General features: G+C 66.3%; 17 protein-coding genes. 7 read left to right on the plus strand and 10 right to left on the minus strand.

The genetic code is table 11. The features are described from left to right. Positions 1–149: 149 nt before the first annotated feature. Both G6N67_RS31155 and G6N67_RS31160 read left to right on the plus strand, forming a co-directional pair. On the plus strand, positions 150–1,076 hold the full coding sequence (locus G6N67_RS31155; protein WP_051579273.1) for an EamA family transporter: 927 nt from the start codon (positions 150–152) through the stop codon (positions 1,074–1,076). Positions 1,077–1,095: 19 nt separating this feature from the next. After that, positions 1,096–1,452: a nitroreductase/quinone reductase family protein gene (locus G6N67_RS31160; RefSeq protein WP_051579274.1), complete on the plus strand. Its 357-nt coding sequence runs from the start codon at positions 1,096–1,098 to the stop codon at positions 1,450–1,452. Here G6N67_RS31160 and G6N67_RS31165 read toward each other — a convergent pair. From G6N67_RS31165 to G6N67_RS31185, 5 genes are all read right to left on the minus strand, one after another. Further along, positions 1,449–2,294 (minus strand): ABC transporter permease, encoded by an 846-nt coding sequence (locus G6N67_RS31165; RefSeq protein WP_036442011.1) that lies wholly within the window; start codon positions 2,292–2,294, stop codon positions 1,449–1,451. The genes G6N67_RS31160 and G6N67_RS31165 overlap by 4 nt on opposite strands. Then, positions 2,291–3,166 (minus strand): ABC transporter permease, encoded by an 876-nt coding sequence (locus G6N67_RS31170; protein WP_036442014.1) that lies wholly within the window; start codon positions 3,164–3,166, stop codon positions 2,291–2,293. Before G6N67_RS31170 ends, G6N67_RS31165 begins: the two co-directional genes overlap by 4 nt. Positions 3,167–3,171: 5 nt before the next feature. Next, positions 3,172–4,368: a polyamine ABC transporter substrate-binding protein gene (locus G6N67_RS31175; protein WP_036442016.1), complete on the minus strand. Its 1,197-nt coding sequence runs from the start codon at positions 4,366–4,368 to the stop codon at positions 3,172–3,174. 59 nt (positions 4,369–4,427) lie between these two features. Continuing rightward, the gene (locus G6N67_RS31180) at positions 4,428–5,549 is read right to left on the minus strand and encodes an ABC transporter ATP-binding protein (RefSeq protein WP_036442018.1); all 1,122 of its coding nucleotides are present in this window, start codon (positions 5,547–5,549) and stop codon (positions 4,428–4,430) included. A gap of 345 nt (positions 5,550–5,894) precedes the next feature. Then, positions 5,895–7,373, minus strand: a complete 1,479-nt coding sequence (locus G6N67_RS31185; RefSeq protein WP_036442020.1) for an MFS transporter — start codon at positions 7,371–7,373, stop codon at positions 5,895–5,897. An 84-nt stretch (positions 7,374–7,457) separates the two neighbouring features. On the opposite strand from G6N67_RS31185, the gene G6N67_RS31190 reads away from it, so the two are divergent. Further along, complete coding sequence (locus G6N67_RS31190; RefSeq protein ID WP_036442022.1) at positions 7,458–8,852, plus strand: purine-cytosine permease family protein; 1,395 nt, start codon at positions 7,458–7,460, stop codon at positions 8,850–8,852. Positions 8,853–8,858: 6 nt separating this feature from the next. Here the strand turns inward: G6N67_RS31190 and G6N67_RS31195 are convergent, their stop codons facing one another. Next, positions 8,859–9,704, minus strand: a complete 846-nt coding sequence (locus tag G6N67_RS31195; protein WP_036442023.1) for an alpha/beta fold hydrolase — start codon at positions 9,702–9,704, stop codon at positions 8,859–8,861. 213 nt (positions 9,705–9,917) lie between these two features. On the opposite strand from G6N67_RS31195, the gene G6N67_RS31200 reads away from it, so the two are divergent. Beyond that, the gene (locus G6N67_RS31200) at positions 9,918–10,565 is read left to right on the plus strand and encodes a LysM peptidoglycan-binding domain-containing protein (protein WP_036442025.1); all 648 of its coding nucleotides are present in this window, start codon (positions 9,918–9,920) and stop codon (positions 10,563–10,565) included. A gap of 151 nt (positions 10,566–10,716) precedes the next feature. Then, positions 10,717–11,103, plus strand: a complete 387-nt coding sequence (locus G6N67_RS31205) for a hypothetical protein (protein WP_036442027.1) — start codon at positions 10,717–10,719, stop codon at positions 11,101–11,103. A 60-nt stretch (positions 11,104–11,163) separates the two neighbouring features. Here the strand turns inward: G6N67_RS31205 and G6N67_RS31210 are convergent, their stop codons facing one another. Next, positions 11,164–11,481, minus strand: coding sequence for a hypothetical protein (locus G6N67_RS31210; protein ID WP_036442338.1), 318 nt, complete (start codon positions 11,479–11,481; stop codon positions 11,164–11,166). A 280-nt stretch (positions 11,482–11,761) separates the two neighbouring features. On the opposite strand from G6N67_RS31210, the gene G6N67_RS31215 reads away from it, so the two are divergent. Then, the gene (locus G6N67_RS31215) at positions 11,762–12,907 is read left to right on the plus strand and encodes an adenylate/guanylate cyclase domain-containing protein (protein ID WP_081812836.1); all 1,146 of its coding nucleotides are present in this window, start codon (positions 11,762–11,764) and stop codon (positions 12,905–12,907) included. 205 nt (positions 12,908–13,112) lie between these two features. Beyond that, positions 13,113–13,946, plus strand: a complete 834-nt coding sequence (locus tag G6N67_RS31220; RefSeq protein ID WP_036442029.1) for an ESX-1 system-associated protein — start codon at positions 13,113–13,115, stop codon at positions 13,944–13,946. 169 nt (positions 13,947–14,115) lie between these two features. Here the strand turns inward: G6N67_RS31220 and G6N67_RS31225 are convergent, their stop codons facing one another. The 3 genes from G6N67_RS31225 to G6N67_RS31235 form a co-directional block, all read right to left on the minus strand. After that, positions 14,116–14,775: a cation efflux transmembrane domain-containing protein gene (locus G6N67_RS31225; RefSeq protein WP_036442031.1), complete on the minus strand. Its 660-nt coding sequence runs from the start codon at positions 14,773–14,775 to the stop codon at positions 14,116–14,118. Then, entirely contained in the window at positions 14,775–15,098 is a 324-nt protein-coding gene (locus G6N67_RS31230; RefSeq protein ID WP_036442033.1) for an ArsR/SmtB family transcription factor, read from the minus strand. Before G6N67_RS31230 ends, G6N67_RS31225 begins: the two co-directional genes overlap by 1 nt. A gap of 102 nt (positions 15,099–15,200) precedes the next feature. Next, positions 15,201–15,488 (minus strand): hypothetical protein, encoded by a 288-nt coding sequence (locus tag G6N67_RS31235; RefSeq protein WP_081812837.1) that lies wholly within the window; start codon positions 15,486–15,488, stop codon positions 15,201–15,203. Between the last annotated feature and the right edge of the window lie 24 nt (positions 15,489–15,512).

A 15,512-nucleotide genomic window follows, 5' to 3' on the forward strand; every position in this document is an offset into this window, starting at 1 on the left:
GACCGTTCTTGACTGCACCACCAACGGTTTGTTGCGAAGGCAGCGTTCTGGAAAACAGAACGCACGACCGGCAGCATCGTTCATGATTCATGAACGATATGTCCATGAAAATCACGTGGACGTGAACGGTCTGGCTGTCTTTCAATGCAATGGTGACTCCGAATCCGGCCCGCAGCGGCGCACTCATGGCAATGGGTTCCATGGCGTGCGTGCAAGTCGGCCTCGCCGTGGCCGTCTCGCTGATCGACGACATCGGTGCCGAGGGCGCGGCCTGGTTGCGCTTGGCGTGGGCCGGGCTGCTGATGTTGGCGATCGTGCGGCCCCGGCCCGCTGCGTTCACCAGGTCGGCGTTCAAGACCTGCGTGATGCTCGGCGTCGTGACCGCAGGCGTGACGCTGCTGTTCATGGCCGCGCTGGCACGCATCCCCCTCGGTACCGCTGCGGCTCTTGAGTTTCTCGGTCCGCTCGGTGTGGCAGTGGCGCACGGCAAGGGCCGTGGCCGCCTCGTCTGGCCGGGGCTCGCCGGCGCCGGCGTGCTCCTGCTCACTGAACCCTGGTCTGGCTCAGTCGATCCCGTGGGTGTGCTCTACGCGCTGGGGGCCGCAGGCTGTTGGGCGTGCTACATCCTGCTCACGCAGCGGGTCGGCGACGAGGTCACGGGCATCAACGGCCTGGCGGTGTCCATGCCCGTCGCGGGGCTCGTCGCCACGGCGACGGTCGGTCCGTCGGTGTTCGCACACCTGACGCCTGAGATCCTGTTCATCGGCGTTGGCCTGGCAGTCCTGCTACCAGTCGTGCCGTTCGCCCTCGAGATGCTCGCGCTGCGCCGGTTGACCACGGCCGCATTCGGCACGCTGATGAGCCTGGAACCCGCATTCGCCATGATCGTCGGTCTGGTGATGCTCCACCAGGTGCCTGGCCCGGCCGGAGTGTTCGGCATCTGTTTCGTGGTCGCGGCAGGGATGGGCGCGGCCCGCACCGGTGCCCGTCCGGCGCCGGTGCCGGCCGAGGTCGGCTGCGCATCTCGACGCCGCGGCGAGCCCACGCCGCAACACCGCACCGTTGACACCCCATAATCCGGCTACCCTGGGGCGAATGGCACGTGGAATCTTCAATTCACCGGTGGTCGGTTGGTTCAATGCCGCAGCTGTCGGCCTCACCCGGGTACCGGTGTTGGGCCGTTGGATCGGCCACAGTGTGGTGGTGATCCGGTATCAGGGACGTCGCTCGGGCCAGACGTTCGAGACACCGGTTTCGGTGCACCGCGACGGCGACCAGGTCACCATCAACGTGATGACGCCCGACAGCAAGAACTGGTGGCGCAATTTTCTCGGCGAGGGCGGCCCCATCACGTTCTTGAACCTCGACGGTGCCGATCGCACGGGACACGCGATCGCCCACCGCGACGACCGGGGCAAGGTGGCCGTCGCGGTGAAGCTCGATGCGCCCTAGACGTCGATCCGCTTGCGGCGGTAGAGCGTTCCCGCCGCGAGCAACGCCAGGCTGATCACCAGGATCGCCGTCGCCAGCACGTTGATCTGCGGTGGCACCGCGGCCTTGACCGCCGCGTTGACGTACAACGGGTAGGTCACCGTGGAACCGCTCACGAAGTACGTAATGATGAAGTCGTCGAGCGACAGCGCGAACGACAGCATCGCGGCGGCGACGATGCCCGGAACGATAAGCGGCAGCGTCACTTTGAAGAACGTCCTGGTGGGGCTCGCACCCAGGTCCATCGACGCGTCTTCGAGCGTCCAGTCGAATCCCCGCACCCGCGCCCGCACCGTCATCGCGATGAAGCTCACCTCGAACGCGATGTGCGCGATCAGGATCGTGGTGTAGCCCGCGGCCCAGCCGAGGTCCAGGAACAGGGTCAACAACGACGCACCCATCACGACCTCTGGTGCCGTCAGCGGCAGCACCAGGAACGTGTCGACGGCCTTCTGGCCGCGGAAACGCTGGCGCACCAACGCGATCGCGACCAGGGTGCCCAGCACCAGCGCGACCGCGGTCGACACCGCCGCGACGTTGAGGCTCAGCTTGAGGGCGTCGGTCAACGCCGGGTACTTGAACGGATTGGCCCAGTTGTCGAGCGTGAAGCCCTGCCAGGTGTAGTTGAACTTGCCCGCCGGTTTGTTGAACGAGAACAACACGATCACGAAGATCGGCAGGAAGAGGTACAGCAACACCAGGCCCGCGACGATCCGCAGGATCCAGTCGCCCCACCTGGGGGAGCCCTTGACCACCTTCGGTTCGGCAGGGCTCGTGGCATCGGCCATCGCGGTCGCCGTCATACCAAGTCCTCTGTGCCGAGCGCCCGGGTGTAGAGCAGCACCCCGACCAGGATGATCGCCATCAGCACCATGCTGAGTGCGGCCGCCGCTGGATAATCCTTGACCACCAGGAACTGCTTCTGGATCACGTTGCCGATCATCGTGGTCTGCGTGCTCCCGAGATAGTCGGCGTTGATGAAGTCACCCGCGGCGGGGATGAACACCAGCATGCTGCCCGCCAGCACACCCGGCATCGACAGCGGCAGAATCACTTTCGTGAAGCTGCGGGTGTTCGACGAGTACAGATCCTTGGACGCCTCGATCAGCCGCGGGTCGATCTTCTCCAGGCTCACGTACAGCGGCAGGATCATGAAGATGATCCAGTTGTAGGTGAGGCCGCCGATCACGGCCCAACTCGTCGAGAGCAGCCGCCCTTCGCTCGGCAGCACACCGATCGACCCGAGCAGGCTGACCACCACACCGTCGTCGGCGAGAATCGTCTTCCAGGCGATCGTGCGGATCAGAAAGGTGACGAAGAACGGCAGGATCACCAGGCCCAGAATCAGATTCTTGAACCGGCCCGCCTTGAACGCGATGACGTAGGCCAACGGGAAGGCGAGCAGCGCGCACAGCACCGTCGCCACGAGTGCGTATCCGAACGTGCGCAGGATCTGATCCTGGTACTCGCTGAACGCATGCACGTAATTGCCGAAGTTCCAGTCGAATTCCAGCGTCGGCAGATACACCGAGCCGCCGGACGTCGACAGCGAAGTACGCGCCAACGAGATGAACGGCACCACGAAGAAGATCCCGAGGTACACCAACGCCGGCAGGATCATCAGGTACGGCGCGATCTTGCTCCGTTGCCGGCTGCTGGTGGCTACACCCGCCATCGGCGTCAGCCTCCGGTCACAGCGGCGTAGAGGCTGTTGAACTCTTGCGTCTGCTCATCGGTGAGCGCGGCCCACGACTTGAGCTTGGCGGCCATGTCGGCGGGCGGGTTGATCAGCGGGTTGCTGGCCAGCTTCGGGTCGATCTTGGCGAGCTCGTCGGTCATGTCCGACAACACCGGGACGAACTGGGTGAAGGCGATGAGCTTGGCGTAGTTCGCGCGGTCGTAGACGTAGTCGATCCAGGCCTCGGCAGCCTTCTGGTTCTGCGTGGTGTACGGGATCACCATGGTGTCGATGAACCAGTCACCGCCGGACTCGGGCACGATGAACTTCAGGTCAGGGTTGTCGGCCTGCAGCTGCACCACGTCACCCGAATATGCCTGGGCGACAGCGATGTTGCCGGCCGCGAGATCGTCGGCATAGTCGTTGCCGGTGAACCGGCGGATCTGGCCCTTGTCCTTCTGCTCCCGAACGAAGTCGACGGCCTTCTTGACGGAGTCGGTGGTCGGATCCTCGACGGAATTGCCCTGCCACTGCATGATCATGCCGAGCCCGTCCTGCACATCGGACAACAGGCTGACCCGCCCCTTGAATGCCGGATCCCACAGATCGTCGATCTTGGTGATGTCGCGTCCGGTGGCCGCCCGGTTGTAGGCAAGCCCCACCATGCCGGTCATGTACGGCGCGGTGAACTTGCGGCCCGGGTCGGCCTTCGAGTTGAGCAGATCCTCGCGCAGGTTCTTCTTGTTGGGGACGCGAGACTCACTGATCTCGTTGAGCCACTTGAGTCCGGCGAGGCGGACCGCCATGAACTCGGTGGGCACGACGAGGTCCGCTCCGATGTCCTGCTTGCGCGAGAGCGGTTCCTTGACCTTCGCGAACCACTGCTCGTTGTCGTTGAAATCCTCTTTGTAGTCCACCGTGAGACCCGTCGCGGTCTGGAACGCCGCGACGAACCCGTCGGCCATGTAGAGCGGCCAGTTGGACACGCGCAGTGTGCCGGTGGCGGGCGACCCGTCGTCGGGCGCGGCCGACGACGTCGCTGTCGAGCCGCCCTCGCCACCCGAACCACACGCGGCGAGGATGGACGGCCCCAGGGCCAGCGCGGCGGCGGCTGCGGCGCCGCCACCGAGGAATCGGCGCCGCGACGTGCGGTTCGCGGTGAGCCGGGCGAAGAGGTCGAGATCAGACTGGGCGGGCATGGGCGACAGGCCTTTCGTCGATGAAGGGGGGAGTGGCGAGGGTGGCTGTTGCCGATGTTCTAGGAGTCGTCGAGCATCTCTTCGAGGTCTTCGGTGGTCGGGATGTCGGCGGCGGGCAGTACCCGCGACGCATCTGGCGACCAGCTCACGTGGACCTGATCACCCGGCCGCAGCAGCGGCAGATCCTGCTCCGGGCCGACGTGGGCGATGACGGTCGAATCATCAGGCGCGGCAAGTGACAGCCGGAGCACCGGACCTTGGAAGGTCAGATCTTTCACGGTCGCGGGCACGGTGGCCACGTCGCCGGTGGGAGCTTCCATGCTGACCCGGACCCGCTCGGGCCGGACCATCAGGGTGGCATGCCCACCGGACTCGATCGTGGTGTCGCCGGGCTTGGCCTTGAGCGTGGCGCCCAGCACTTCGACCTCGACGTAGTCCCGATTCGTGCGGCCGGTCTGACGTCCGGGCCAGAGGTTGGCCTGCCCGATGAAGCTGGCCACGAAAACCGTCGCGGGACGGTCGTAGATCTCGGTCGGACTGCCGATCTGTTCGACGTTGCCTGCGTTCATCACCGCGATCCGGTCGCTCATCGTGAGCGCCTCTTCCTGATCGTGGGTGACGTAGATGAACGTGATCCCGACCTCGCGCTGGATGCGCTTGAGTTCGAACTGCATCGCGTGGCGCAGTTTGAGGTCTAGCGCGCCGAGGGGTTCGTCGAGCAGCAGGGCGCTGGGGTAGTTGACCAGCGCGCGGGCGAGCGCCACCCGCTGCTGCTGACCACCGGACAGCTGACCGGGCTTGCGTTTCGCGAAGTCGGTCAGTCGCACGATCTCCAGCAACTCGTCGACGCTGCGCTTGATCTCCGCCTTGTCCTTCTTCGCGCTGCGTGGACCGTAGGCGACGTTGTCCCACACCGTCATGTGCGGAAACAGTGCGTAGTGCTGGAAGACCGTGTTGACGTTGCGCTTGTGGGGCGGAACGCGGGAGACGTCGACGCCCTCGAGGCGGATCGCGCCTTCGGTCGGGCTCTCGAAGCCGGCGATCATGCGCAGCGTGGTGGTCTTGCCGCAGCCTGACGGTCCGAGCATCGAGAAAAATTCCCCCGACGCGATGGAGAAGTCTGCGTCGGCGACGGCCACGTAGTCGGCGAACCGCTTCGTGACGTGGTCGATTTCAATCACCGGGCTGCCACTTGGGCGTGGCGTCCCGTCCTGTCCCGTCACTTGGTCGACGGCGGTGGTATCTGAACCGGTCAGCGGGGTTCCTCCTCGGGTACAGCCGTGTGCGCTGTGGGTAAAACAATCGCTGATCCAGCCGCCCTTCGCAAGCGATTCCGCAACGATTTAACATTTCTACAATGGATTCCTTCGTCGAAACGGCCTACAAGCACGCGATTCCGCTGCGAAGGCCTCCATCGGCCACGCCATGCGGCTCCGGCCCGGCGGCGTGGTTCCGGGCGGTCCGCTGCTCGAATTTTCCCAGCCCGCCGCCGGTCACGGCAGGGGAATGACCGACTCGCTCAGCCGTCAGCCCCACTCATGGTTCATCTCGAGCGCACCCGAACGCGCCTCGGCTGTGTCGCGGTGCCGATCCGGTGCGCGTGACACCGCGATCAGCGCCATCGCGAGCGCGGCCGTCCCCGCTCCCGCGAGGAAGATCGTCACGAAGCTGCTTTCCGCGGGGATCACAGCGTGCCCGAGCAGCAGCGCCACCAGTGCCGCGGCAACCGAACTCCCGATGGTCCGCGCGATCGCGTTCATGCTGGTGGCGACGCCCGTCTGACCCGCGTCCACCTCGCTGACCACGAGCGCGGGCAGCGCACCGTAGCCCAGGCTGATGTACGCGTTCGCCAGCACCGACGCGACGATCACCTGCCAAACCCGGTCGTGCGCGACGGCCAGCATCACGAAGCCGACGATTCCCGCCATGGACGCCACCGCAAGCACGCGCCTTGCCCCGAAGCGGTCGATGAACCGGCCGCTGACCAAGGCCACGACGAAACCGGCCAACGCACCGGGAAGCAGGAAGTACACGCTGGCCTGCAGCACGGTGGCGCCGAAGCCGTATCCCGCGTGTTCCCGTGACATCTGGACAAACTGCGTCAGACCGAGGAACGCGAAGTACAGCCCCATGCCGACGAAGACGGTCGCGAGGTTGGTCAGCAGGACCGGTCGCCTGGCGAGCATCTCGGTCGAGACGAGCGGATGGTCGACGCGGCGTTCCCAGCACCACCACCCGACCAGAATCGCCGCGCCGCCGCCGAGACAACCGAGCGTCGCCGGCGCGGTCCAGCCCCACGAAGTGCCCTGGGTGACCGCCAGCAGCACCGCCGAGAGCCCTCCGGCCAGGCCCAGTGCGCCAAGCCAGTCGATCGCGCCGGTGGTGGCGGGCCGGCGGTCCGGAACCACCAGTGCCGCAACGACAATGACGACGACGGTGAACGCGGTGGTGAGCCAGAAAACCCGGTGATATCCGGCATCGCCCGACATAAGCACGCCGGTGACCACCAGGCCGGTGCCACCGCCGAAGCCCAGGGTGCCGGACAACACCGCCATCGCACCGACCATCCGGTCCTCGGGCAGCTCGTCACGCAGGATCGCGATGCTGATCGGGTAGAGCGCATACGAGGCGCCCTGTAGGACGCGCGCGACGATGAGCAACGCGACCGACGCCGTGGTGGCGGCCAACACCGATCCGGCGAGGACCACCGCGAGGACGCCGAGCAACACCCACTTCTTGCTGTACAGGTCGGCGAGCCTGCCGATCAGCGGCGTGGCCGCCGCGGCCGCCAGCAGGTTCGCGGTCACGGCCCAGCTCACCGCGACCAACGACGTGTGCAGTTGCGCGGCAATGACTCCCAGGACCGGGACGACCGCGGTCTGCAGCACCGCGACGGTGAGCACCACCAGGCTCAGGCCCGCGATGACTACGGCGGGACGACGCGTCGAAGCGGCTGCGGCCACCGACCGAGGCTCTTCGGTCCTGGCCACATCCCCTCCGATCATTAGCTCGTCTTCGCGATTTTTCGATTATGGACCCATCGGCCTCGCGCCGAAGCTCTGGGTTCAGTCGCGTGATCGAATGAGCCCATGCCTTCCGGATCACGTGCGCTCACCGCACCGGCCTTCAGCGGACGACGACCGAGCGGCGCGGGCGACCTGTCCGTGGAAACGCACGGCATCGCGCCGATCGGCACCGATCAGCGTTACGGCCGGCCGGCGCGGTTGTTCACGGTGTGGTTCGCGCCTCAGGTCAACATGACCGGAGTCTTCACCGGAACCCTGGCGATCACGTTGGGCCTCGGGTTCTGGCTCGGACTGCTGGCCATGCTGATCGGCACCGTGCTCGGGTCGCTGGTCGTGGCCTATCTCTCGACGTGGGGACCGCGCACCGGCGCCGGGCAGCTGCCCAATTCGCGGATGGCCTTCGGCGATTTCGTGGTCGTGCCCGGAGTGCTGCAGTGGGTGTCGTCGATCGCGTGGGACGCCCTGGTCGGCCTGTTCGGCGGCGAAGCGCTGGCCGTGCTCCTCGACATCCCGTTCTGGGTTGCCGTGCTGATCGTGCTCGCGATCCAAGGAGCGGTCGGGTTCTTCGGTTACGAGGTGATCCATCGCTTGCAGGCCGTGCTCACGGTGATCCTGCTGCTGACATTCGTGGTGTTCGCCGTCAAGCTCGTGAGCGGCCACGACGTGGTCACCCCTGCCACCGTATCCGGCGGCGACCTGCTCGGAGCCTTCGTCTTCGAGGTCACGATCGCGCTGAGCCTGGCGGTGTCGTGGGCGAGCTACGCGGCTGACTTCAGCAGGTATCTGCCGTCGGACTCGTCGCGGACCCAGGTCTTCGGCTACACCTTGGCCGGCATCGTGCTGGCGTACGCGTTCGTTCAGGGCATCGGGATCGCCGCGGCGGCCACCATCGGTGAGCACACCGCACAAGGCGTGCACGCCGTGATGGGCGGCGGAGTACTCGGCGGGGTGGCGATGTTGGTGATCGCGCTCGCGGCCATCGGCTCCGGCGTGATGAACGACTACAGCGGTTCCCTCGCGCTGCAGACCATAGGCGTGCGGGTCCGCCGGCCGGTGTCGGCGGTCATCGTCACGGTGCTGGCGTTCGCGCTGATCCTGTGGCTGCATGCCGCGGACACCGCGAGCCGCTTCACCGATGTCCTGTTACTGGTCAGCTACTGGATTCCGGCCTTCGCAGCCGTGGTGATCATCGACTGGGCGCTGCGCATCGGTGGCCGCGCCACCCTCGACCCGGCCGCCGAGCCCACGAAGCGCTCCGACGCCCTGGCCGCAGTGGTCGTCTTCATGATCGCCTACGGCGTCGCCGTGCCGTTCATGAACACCACGCTGATCCAGGGCTGGGTGGCCACCGCGTGGCACGGCGCCGACATCGCGTACTTCGTGAATTTCGTTGTGGCACTGGTGCTTTACGGCGGGTACAGGCTTCTGGCCAGGACAGGAAGCCGAGGATCTTCGTGACGGACCTCAGATCGGGTGGGCCGCAAACCACTCCAGAATGAGATCGGCGACGACGTCAGGCTTCTCCTCCGGCAGCCAATGCGACACCCCGTGCAACGTCTCGAACCGGTACGGCCCTGTCACATACCGGGCGGTGTCGAGCGCGGGCTTCTCGGTCACCGCGACATCGCGGTCACTCCACACATACAGCGTGGGCACCGTGATCTTCTCTCCGGCCGCGCGCAGATCCGACAGCGGCATGGCGCGATACCAGTTGAGGGCCGCCGTCAGGGCGCCAGGTTGTGTCATCGCCCGGGTGTCGCGCTCGGCGATCTCGGCGGACTGGCCACTGCGGACGAGCGTTTCGATCATCGAAGCGCCACTGCCGTCGCGCCCCAGCATCAGGCGTTCCGGAAGCCAGGGGAGTTGATTGACGGCCATGTACCACGAAGCGCGTCCCTGCCTGCTCGTCGGGATCGCCCGCAGGAACGCCCCCGGGTGTGGCACCGACAGCGGAACCACTGAGGCGAGCCGACCGGGATACCGTGCGGCGACGGCCCACGCGACCGCGGCGCCCCAATCGTGTCCGACCAGGTGGACCCGGTCCGCTCCGCTGGCGTCGATGAGCGCCACGGCGTCGTCCGCGAGGTCGGTCAAGCGGTAGTCACGGCGCCGACGCGGCCGCGCACCGGGCGAATAGCCCCGCTGGTTGGGCGCCAGGCAGCGGAAACCCGCTGCGGTCAGGCGCTCGATGATCGGATCCCAACTGTGGTTCTGCTGCGGAAAGCCGTGCAGCAGAACCACGACCGGACCATCCGCGGGGCCTTCGTCGAGGACGTCGAAAACCAGGTCACCGTGACGGTACTGCTCCATTGGCACCTCGCTCGGGAGATCTCGCGTTCGAGACCCGCACGCGTCACCGCGGGCCGTCCGGTTCAGCATTGCCGCAATACGGTCGCCGAGCAACACACCCCGGTCTAGCCGGCCCGCAATTTCAGGTAGTTCGCTACGCGCGACGCCTGGCCCCTCGCGATTCGACACTGGACTGTCACTCGGCCCCGAGTTGTCAGGAAGGAACTCACAGGAATGAAGAACTACACCGTTGCGCAGGGGGACACGCTGTTCGGCATTGCCCGACGCGAGTACGGCGACGGCGGTCTCTTCCCCGTGATTGCACGGCAGAACCACATCAGCAATCCCGACCTGATCGGGGCGGGCGAGCAGCTGCAGATCCCGTACGTCACGTACCGGCATCTGGTCACCGCGGACGACACGACCGCCACACGCCGTCAGCTGACACAGCAGTACTACGGGACCGACGATCCGGTGATCCAACTGATCTGGGAAGTCGCCAGCGGGGTCGCGCAACGCGAGATCCACCGCGGCACATGGTTGCTGATTCCCGATCTGGCCGACGTGGACCACCACACCGTGGTCGCGGGGGAGAGCTTCGCGAGTCTGGCCGCCCGCTGGTACGGGGACGACCGCCTGGCACGGGTGATCGCCAATGCCAACCAGCTGGATCCGGCGACCGATCCTGCACCCGGCCAGGTCTTGATCGTGCCGCGCATGAACCGGCGGAGCACGGTCGCCGGTGACACCCTCGAATCGCTGTGTCGGGACGAGTACGGCGACACGGACATCGACACCCGCATGAGTGTCACGGCCGCGGCAAACTACATCGCTCAACCGCACACGCTGTGCGCCAACCAGGTGGTGTACTTCCCGTCATAGCCGGCCGGATCTCCCCGCCGCGGCCGGACCCGCTTGGCGGCAAGCACAGTCGGCGGTGTTGCCGACACGTTTGCGGAGGGGCTGCCGGCGCCGGCGACGCGTGCCGTCGATATAGCTGACAGCGTGGCCGCGGTGCGGCACAGTTACCGGTATGAGCAGCCAAAAGCTTCCCAAACCCAGCGACCTCAAATCGGCCGCTCAGGCCGCGGTGGAGACGGCCCAGTCCGCGGTGGAAACCGCACAGGCAGTGGCGAGCGGCGCGATGCGGATCCCGCCGGCCTCGGCTCAACTCGCCGCCCAGTTGCCCGATCTGTTGGAGAACCTCGCTGTCGCAACCGAACGGCTCAACACCACGATCGACCGGACCGAACGGTATATGGCCATGGCCGACCCGATGTTTCGGACCTTGGACCGGCTCCTGCCGCAGCTGGAATCGTTGATCAACACCGGCAACGATGTGTTCCGGATGCTCACCAGCCTCCCGGGCATCTCGACGCTGAACCGGCTCGCGGGCCGGGGCCAGGAACCCCGCGACTGACGGTCGGCCCGCTGCGGGGCAGGCCACGGTCCGGCGACCCGCCCCGCACTGAGGTGCGGTTTACAGCGGGATCCAGGTTCCGAGGAACCAGAAGCCCCAGCCGCGCCCGTCGGCCGCGGGCATCGGAGTCACCTGCTGGCCGTTCCAGTTGAACGGTCGATGGTCCTGGCGGCCCTGGTCAACGCCGCGATTCTGCCAATCGGCCGGGCCCGCGGGGCCGCGGTTGTCGTCTCGGTGGTCACCACACTGCGGGGTGCCGGGTCGATCGCATCCCGGTCCGGGATCGGCTGCCGCGGTACCGAGTCCGATTCCGAGCAGCCCGGACACCCCGATTCCGGCAGCCATGATCGACACGCCTACGGTTCGTTTGAAAGACATTGCCTCACTCCATTTCTCGTCCATGCGGCGACCGGCGCCACACGAGAAGAAGCTAACGACGAGCGATGTGTCGGCCCTATGTCACCGATGGGCGCCAGCTGTGTATGCAGTAACGGTCCGAAAACCGGTCAATCTCAGCATGATTGCGTCCGCACTTTCCCGGCGAGCAGTCGCGGAGGTACCGCAAATCACGCGTTTTGGGGTACCGCGGCGTCTGTTCGCGGGAGTCGGCGACGCCGTTCCGCGCCGCGCGCGACGTCGGCCGAATAGGGTTGACAGCATGGCAGCAAACGGCGATGAGCCGTGTGCCCGACGAGCAGACGACGTCGAATTCGAGACGTACGGTCTGCTCGACGGCCTCGACAGCGCGGCGCGCCGAGAACGTGCCGAGCTGATCGCATGGCTGATCGAGGAAGGCTTCAGCCTTGAGCACATCCGGGCCTCTGTCGCGGCACCGCTCATGCTGCCGGCGTACCGGGTGCTCGGCGACGACGGGCAGCTGGTCTCCGCGCGGGATATCTGCGAGTTGACCGGCATGAACCTCGAAGTGGTGCAACACCTGCATCGCGCTGTCGGCTTGCCGAGGATCGACGATCCGGACGCCAGAGTGCTGCCACGTGCCGACGCCGAGTCGATACGGCACGCCAAATTGTTCCTCGACCTGGGGTACGCGCCGCAGGACGCGGTCGCCGTCCTACGTGTGCTCGTGGAGAGCCTCGGGCACGCCGCTGCGATGATGCGCGAAGCGGCCCTCAAAACGCTGCTGCACCCAGGGGCTTCCGAGATCGAACTGGCCCAAGCCTCGGAACGGCTTGCCGTGCGCGCGGCACCCATGATCGGTCCGATGATGGACGATCTCCTCCGGCTGGAACTGCGCCATTCGTTCGAGATCGAAGCGGTCACCGCCGCTGAGCGCGCCGCGGGAACCCTGCCCGGGGCGCGCCCGGTCAGCGTCGCGTTCGCCGACCTGGCGGGGTTCACCCAACTCGGCGAGGCGCTGCCGGCAGAAGATCTGGAACGGCTGGCCAGCCGGCTCGCCGAACTCGCACACGATGTCGCGAGCGCACCCGTCCGGTTCGTGAAGTCGATCGGCGATGCCGTGATGTTCGTATCCGCAGAGGCGGCGCCACTGCTGACCGCGGTGCTCGATCTCACTGCCGCCGTGACCGCAAATGACTTGCCGCCCTTGCGGATCGGTGTGGCTTCGGGCTTCGCTGTCACTCGCGCGGGGGACTGGTTCGGCAGCCCGGTCAATCTGGCCAGCCGGGTGACCGGCGCCGCGTCTCCCGGAACCGTTCTGGTCGACGAATCGACACGGGACGCCGTCACCAACCCTGGCGATTTCACCTGGCATCCGATGGGGGCGCGCAAGCTCAAGGGAGTGCGCGCCGAGGTCAAGCTTTTCCGCGTCGAACACCTCGGCTGACCATCCGCCGGCACTCGGCGGCACGCTCTAGTGGCGGACGTGCAGCGAAAGTTGTTCTTTGCCAGTCGGTCACGAGGCAAGTATATGGCGCCGGTGCGCGGCTAACACCTGGGTCTGGCTTGCATGTTGGCTACCGCGACAGTGGGGTTGCAGTGCCTTGACCGATGTTGTACCAATTTTCAGGGCACTTGGGGGAAGGACCACGATGAGCAGCTCCACACCCGACACCGCGGGCGGCCACTGGTTGACCGCGAGCGAGGTCGCACGTGCATCACAGTTGCGCGAAGATCTCGTAGAGCGTTTTCTCCCGGCCGCCGAGCCCCCGGAAGCCCTCTACAGCGGCGATCTCGTTGCCGTCGCGCGCTTCGTCAAACAGCTCACCGACCTCGGAACCCCCGCGCCTGCGATCGAAGTCGCGGTCGCGGAACTGAGATCCCGTCCCGACGCCGCATTCAAGGTCGCCCTCGGAACAGGCAGGCACCGAGCACCTTTCGACATGAAGCGGCGCAAGGTGTGGCTGTCGGTCGGGGCAAGCGTGGTCGCCGCGCTCGTGGTGGCAGGTATCACGAGCACGGTCTTCACCGGGGACGATCAGAAAGCCGAGACGGCAGCCCCGGCGCCGAGGCCCGAACCCGTTCCGGCAGACGTGATCGCACCCGCGGTCATGAACATCGCCACGATCCCGACCAGACCAGATCCGGTTTGTGCACAATGGGAGCGTGCTTCGGCCTCCTACGGGGCCAAGCTGCAAGCCTGGGTCAAGACCGATCCGCGCATCCCAGCATCCAGGTGGTCTCCGAAACAGCGGGCCGTGACCCTCGCTGTCATTCCGGTGATGCGCGACGAAGCCACGGGCCTGCGCAAACTGGCAGACAAAGCAGAGTACCCCTTGCTCGCCGAATTGCTGCGCGGGCAGGCCAAATACGAGGATGCGTACGCCGACCGGTTGCCCAACTTCAAACCGGGCGACCAAGCGCTGTGGAAGGCCGCGAGCTCGTTGAGCGGCACCGTGAAAGCGATTTGCTCAGCCGCAAAGTGAGCAAAAGCGCCATCGCGAAGCCCATCACCCACACTGACGGATGGCCCCGTTGCTCGGTGAGCTGGAACCCAGGCGCCTGGGCGCGCGAGGTGGCACTACCCGACGACACGAACCTCACGTTGCATCGTGGTAGGAACCGCGAACACGGCGTGCACCAATAACCTGGGCGTCATCGGCATGGTGATGTGTCCTTGCTTGCGGCGCAGCAGGTTTGGCCACGCCAGGCCTCACGTCCCTCGTTGACTGCGACTGCGGCCAGCAGCAGGGCGGCGATCGGGTCCGCCCATGCCCAGCCGAAGAGGGTGTTGAGCACCAACCCGGCCAGCACGACCGCCGAAAGGTACGTGCACAGCAGGGTCTGCTTCGAGTCGGCGACCACTGACCGAGAGCCGAGCTCGCGTCCGGCGCGGCGCTGTGCGACCGAGAGCATCGGCATGATCGCGAGACTCGCTGCGGTCAAGGCAATGCCGACCGGGGAGTGTCGCACCTCGCCGGCCCCTGCCAGCGAGCGGATCGATTCGACCGTGACGTAGGCGGCCAGTGCGAAGAACGAGAACGCGATGATGCGCAGCGCGGTTCGCTCGCGGGCCTCGGGATCGGATCCGGAGAACTGCCAGGCGACTGCGGCCGCTGACGAGACCTCGATCGCCGAATCCAGGCCGAAGCCGATCAGCGCAGTCGACGAAACTCGCGCGCCTTCGCCGATCGCAACGATCGCCTCGACCACGTTGTATGTGATGGTGGCGGCAACCAGCCAGCGAATCCGCCGCTGCAGCACGGTACGCCGGTGCAGCGTCAGGACAACCGATGGACCGGCCGGGGAGACCATCAGCAGCAGCCATCGTCGACGGGACAGAGCTTGTCCTCCGCTGCCAGCACCACCAGGAGCAGATCATCGAGCGCATGCGCGAGGTTCGAGTCGGCGAGCTCATATCGGGTGCGCCGGCCTTCGGGCACCGACACGACCAAGCCGCAACCACGAAGGCAGGAAAGATGATTCGACATGCTCTGACGGGAAACCCCGACCGACTCGGCCAATTCCGCCGGATAGCGGGGAGCATCCTTGAGCGCCAACAGGATTTTCGACCTGGTCTGATCCGACAGGGCGTGACCGAACCGGGCCAACACCGCGCCATGCGTCAGCGTTTCCATGAGCGTGACTGTACATCGATTTGTGTATTCAGAAAAGGATGAACCATGCGCATAGACAACGTCCGCCACCGCGAACGGTGACGGACGTCGGGTCCAAAAGCGTCAGTACGTCGGGATGAACACTCCGTTCTTCCAGACGCCCCAGTGCTGCCAGCCGTCATCCCATACCTGCGGGTTGCCCATCGCCCACGCCGGCGGCGGGGGAGCCGGCGGCGCCCATGCCGGTGGCTGGCCGGGATTCGGCCCAGGAGGCGGCATGGGCGGTGCCGGCTGGCTGGGTGCGGGAATTGGCGGCGGGGCGGCGCTTGCGGTGACGGCACTCAACCCCACTGCGCCTGCCGCAATGGCACCGGCGGCGGCAGCGCTTGCCAGGATCTTGGTCAGTTTCATGCTCTCCAACTCCAATCTGAGTTC

It is taken from the genome of Mycolicibacterium mageritense (genome assembly GCF_010727475.1).
In the GTDB taxonomy this organism is placed as follows: domain Bacteria; phylum Actinomycetota; class Actinomycetes; order Mycobacteriales; family Mycobacteriaceae; genus Mycobacterium; species Mycobacterium mageritense.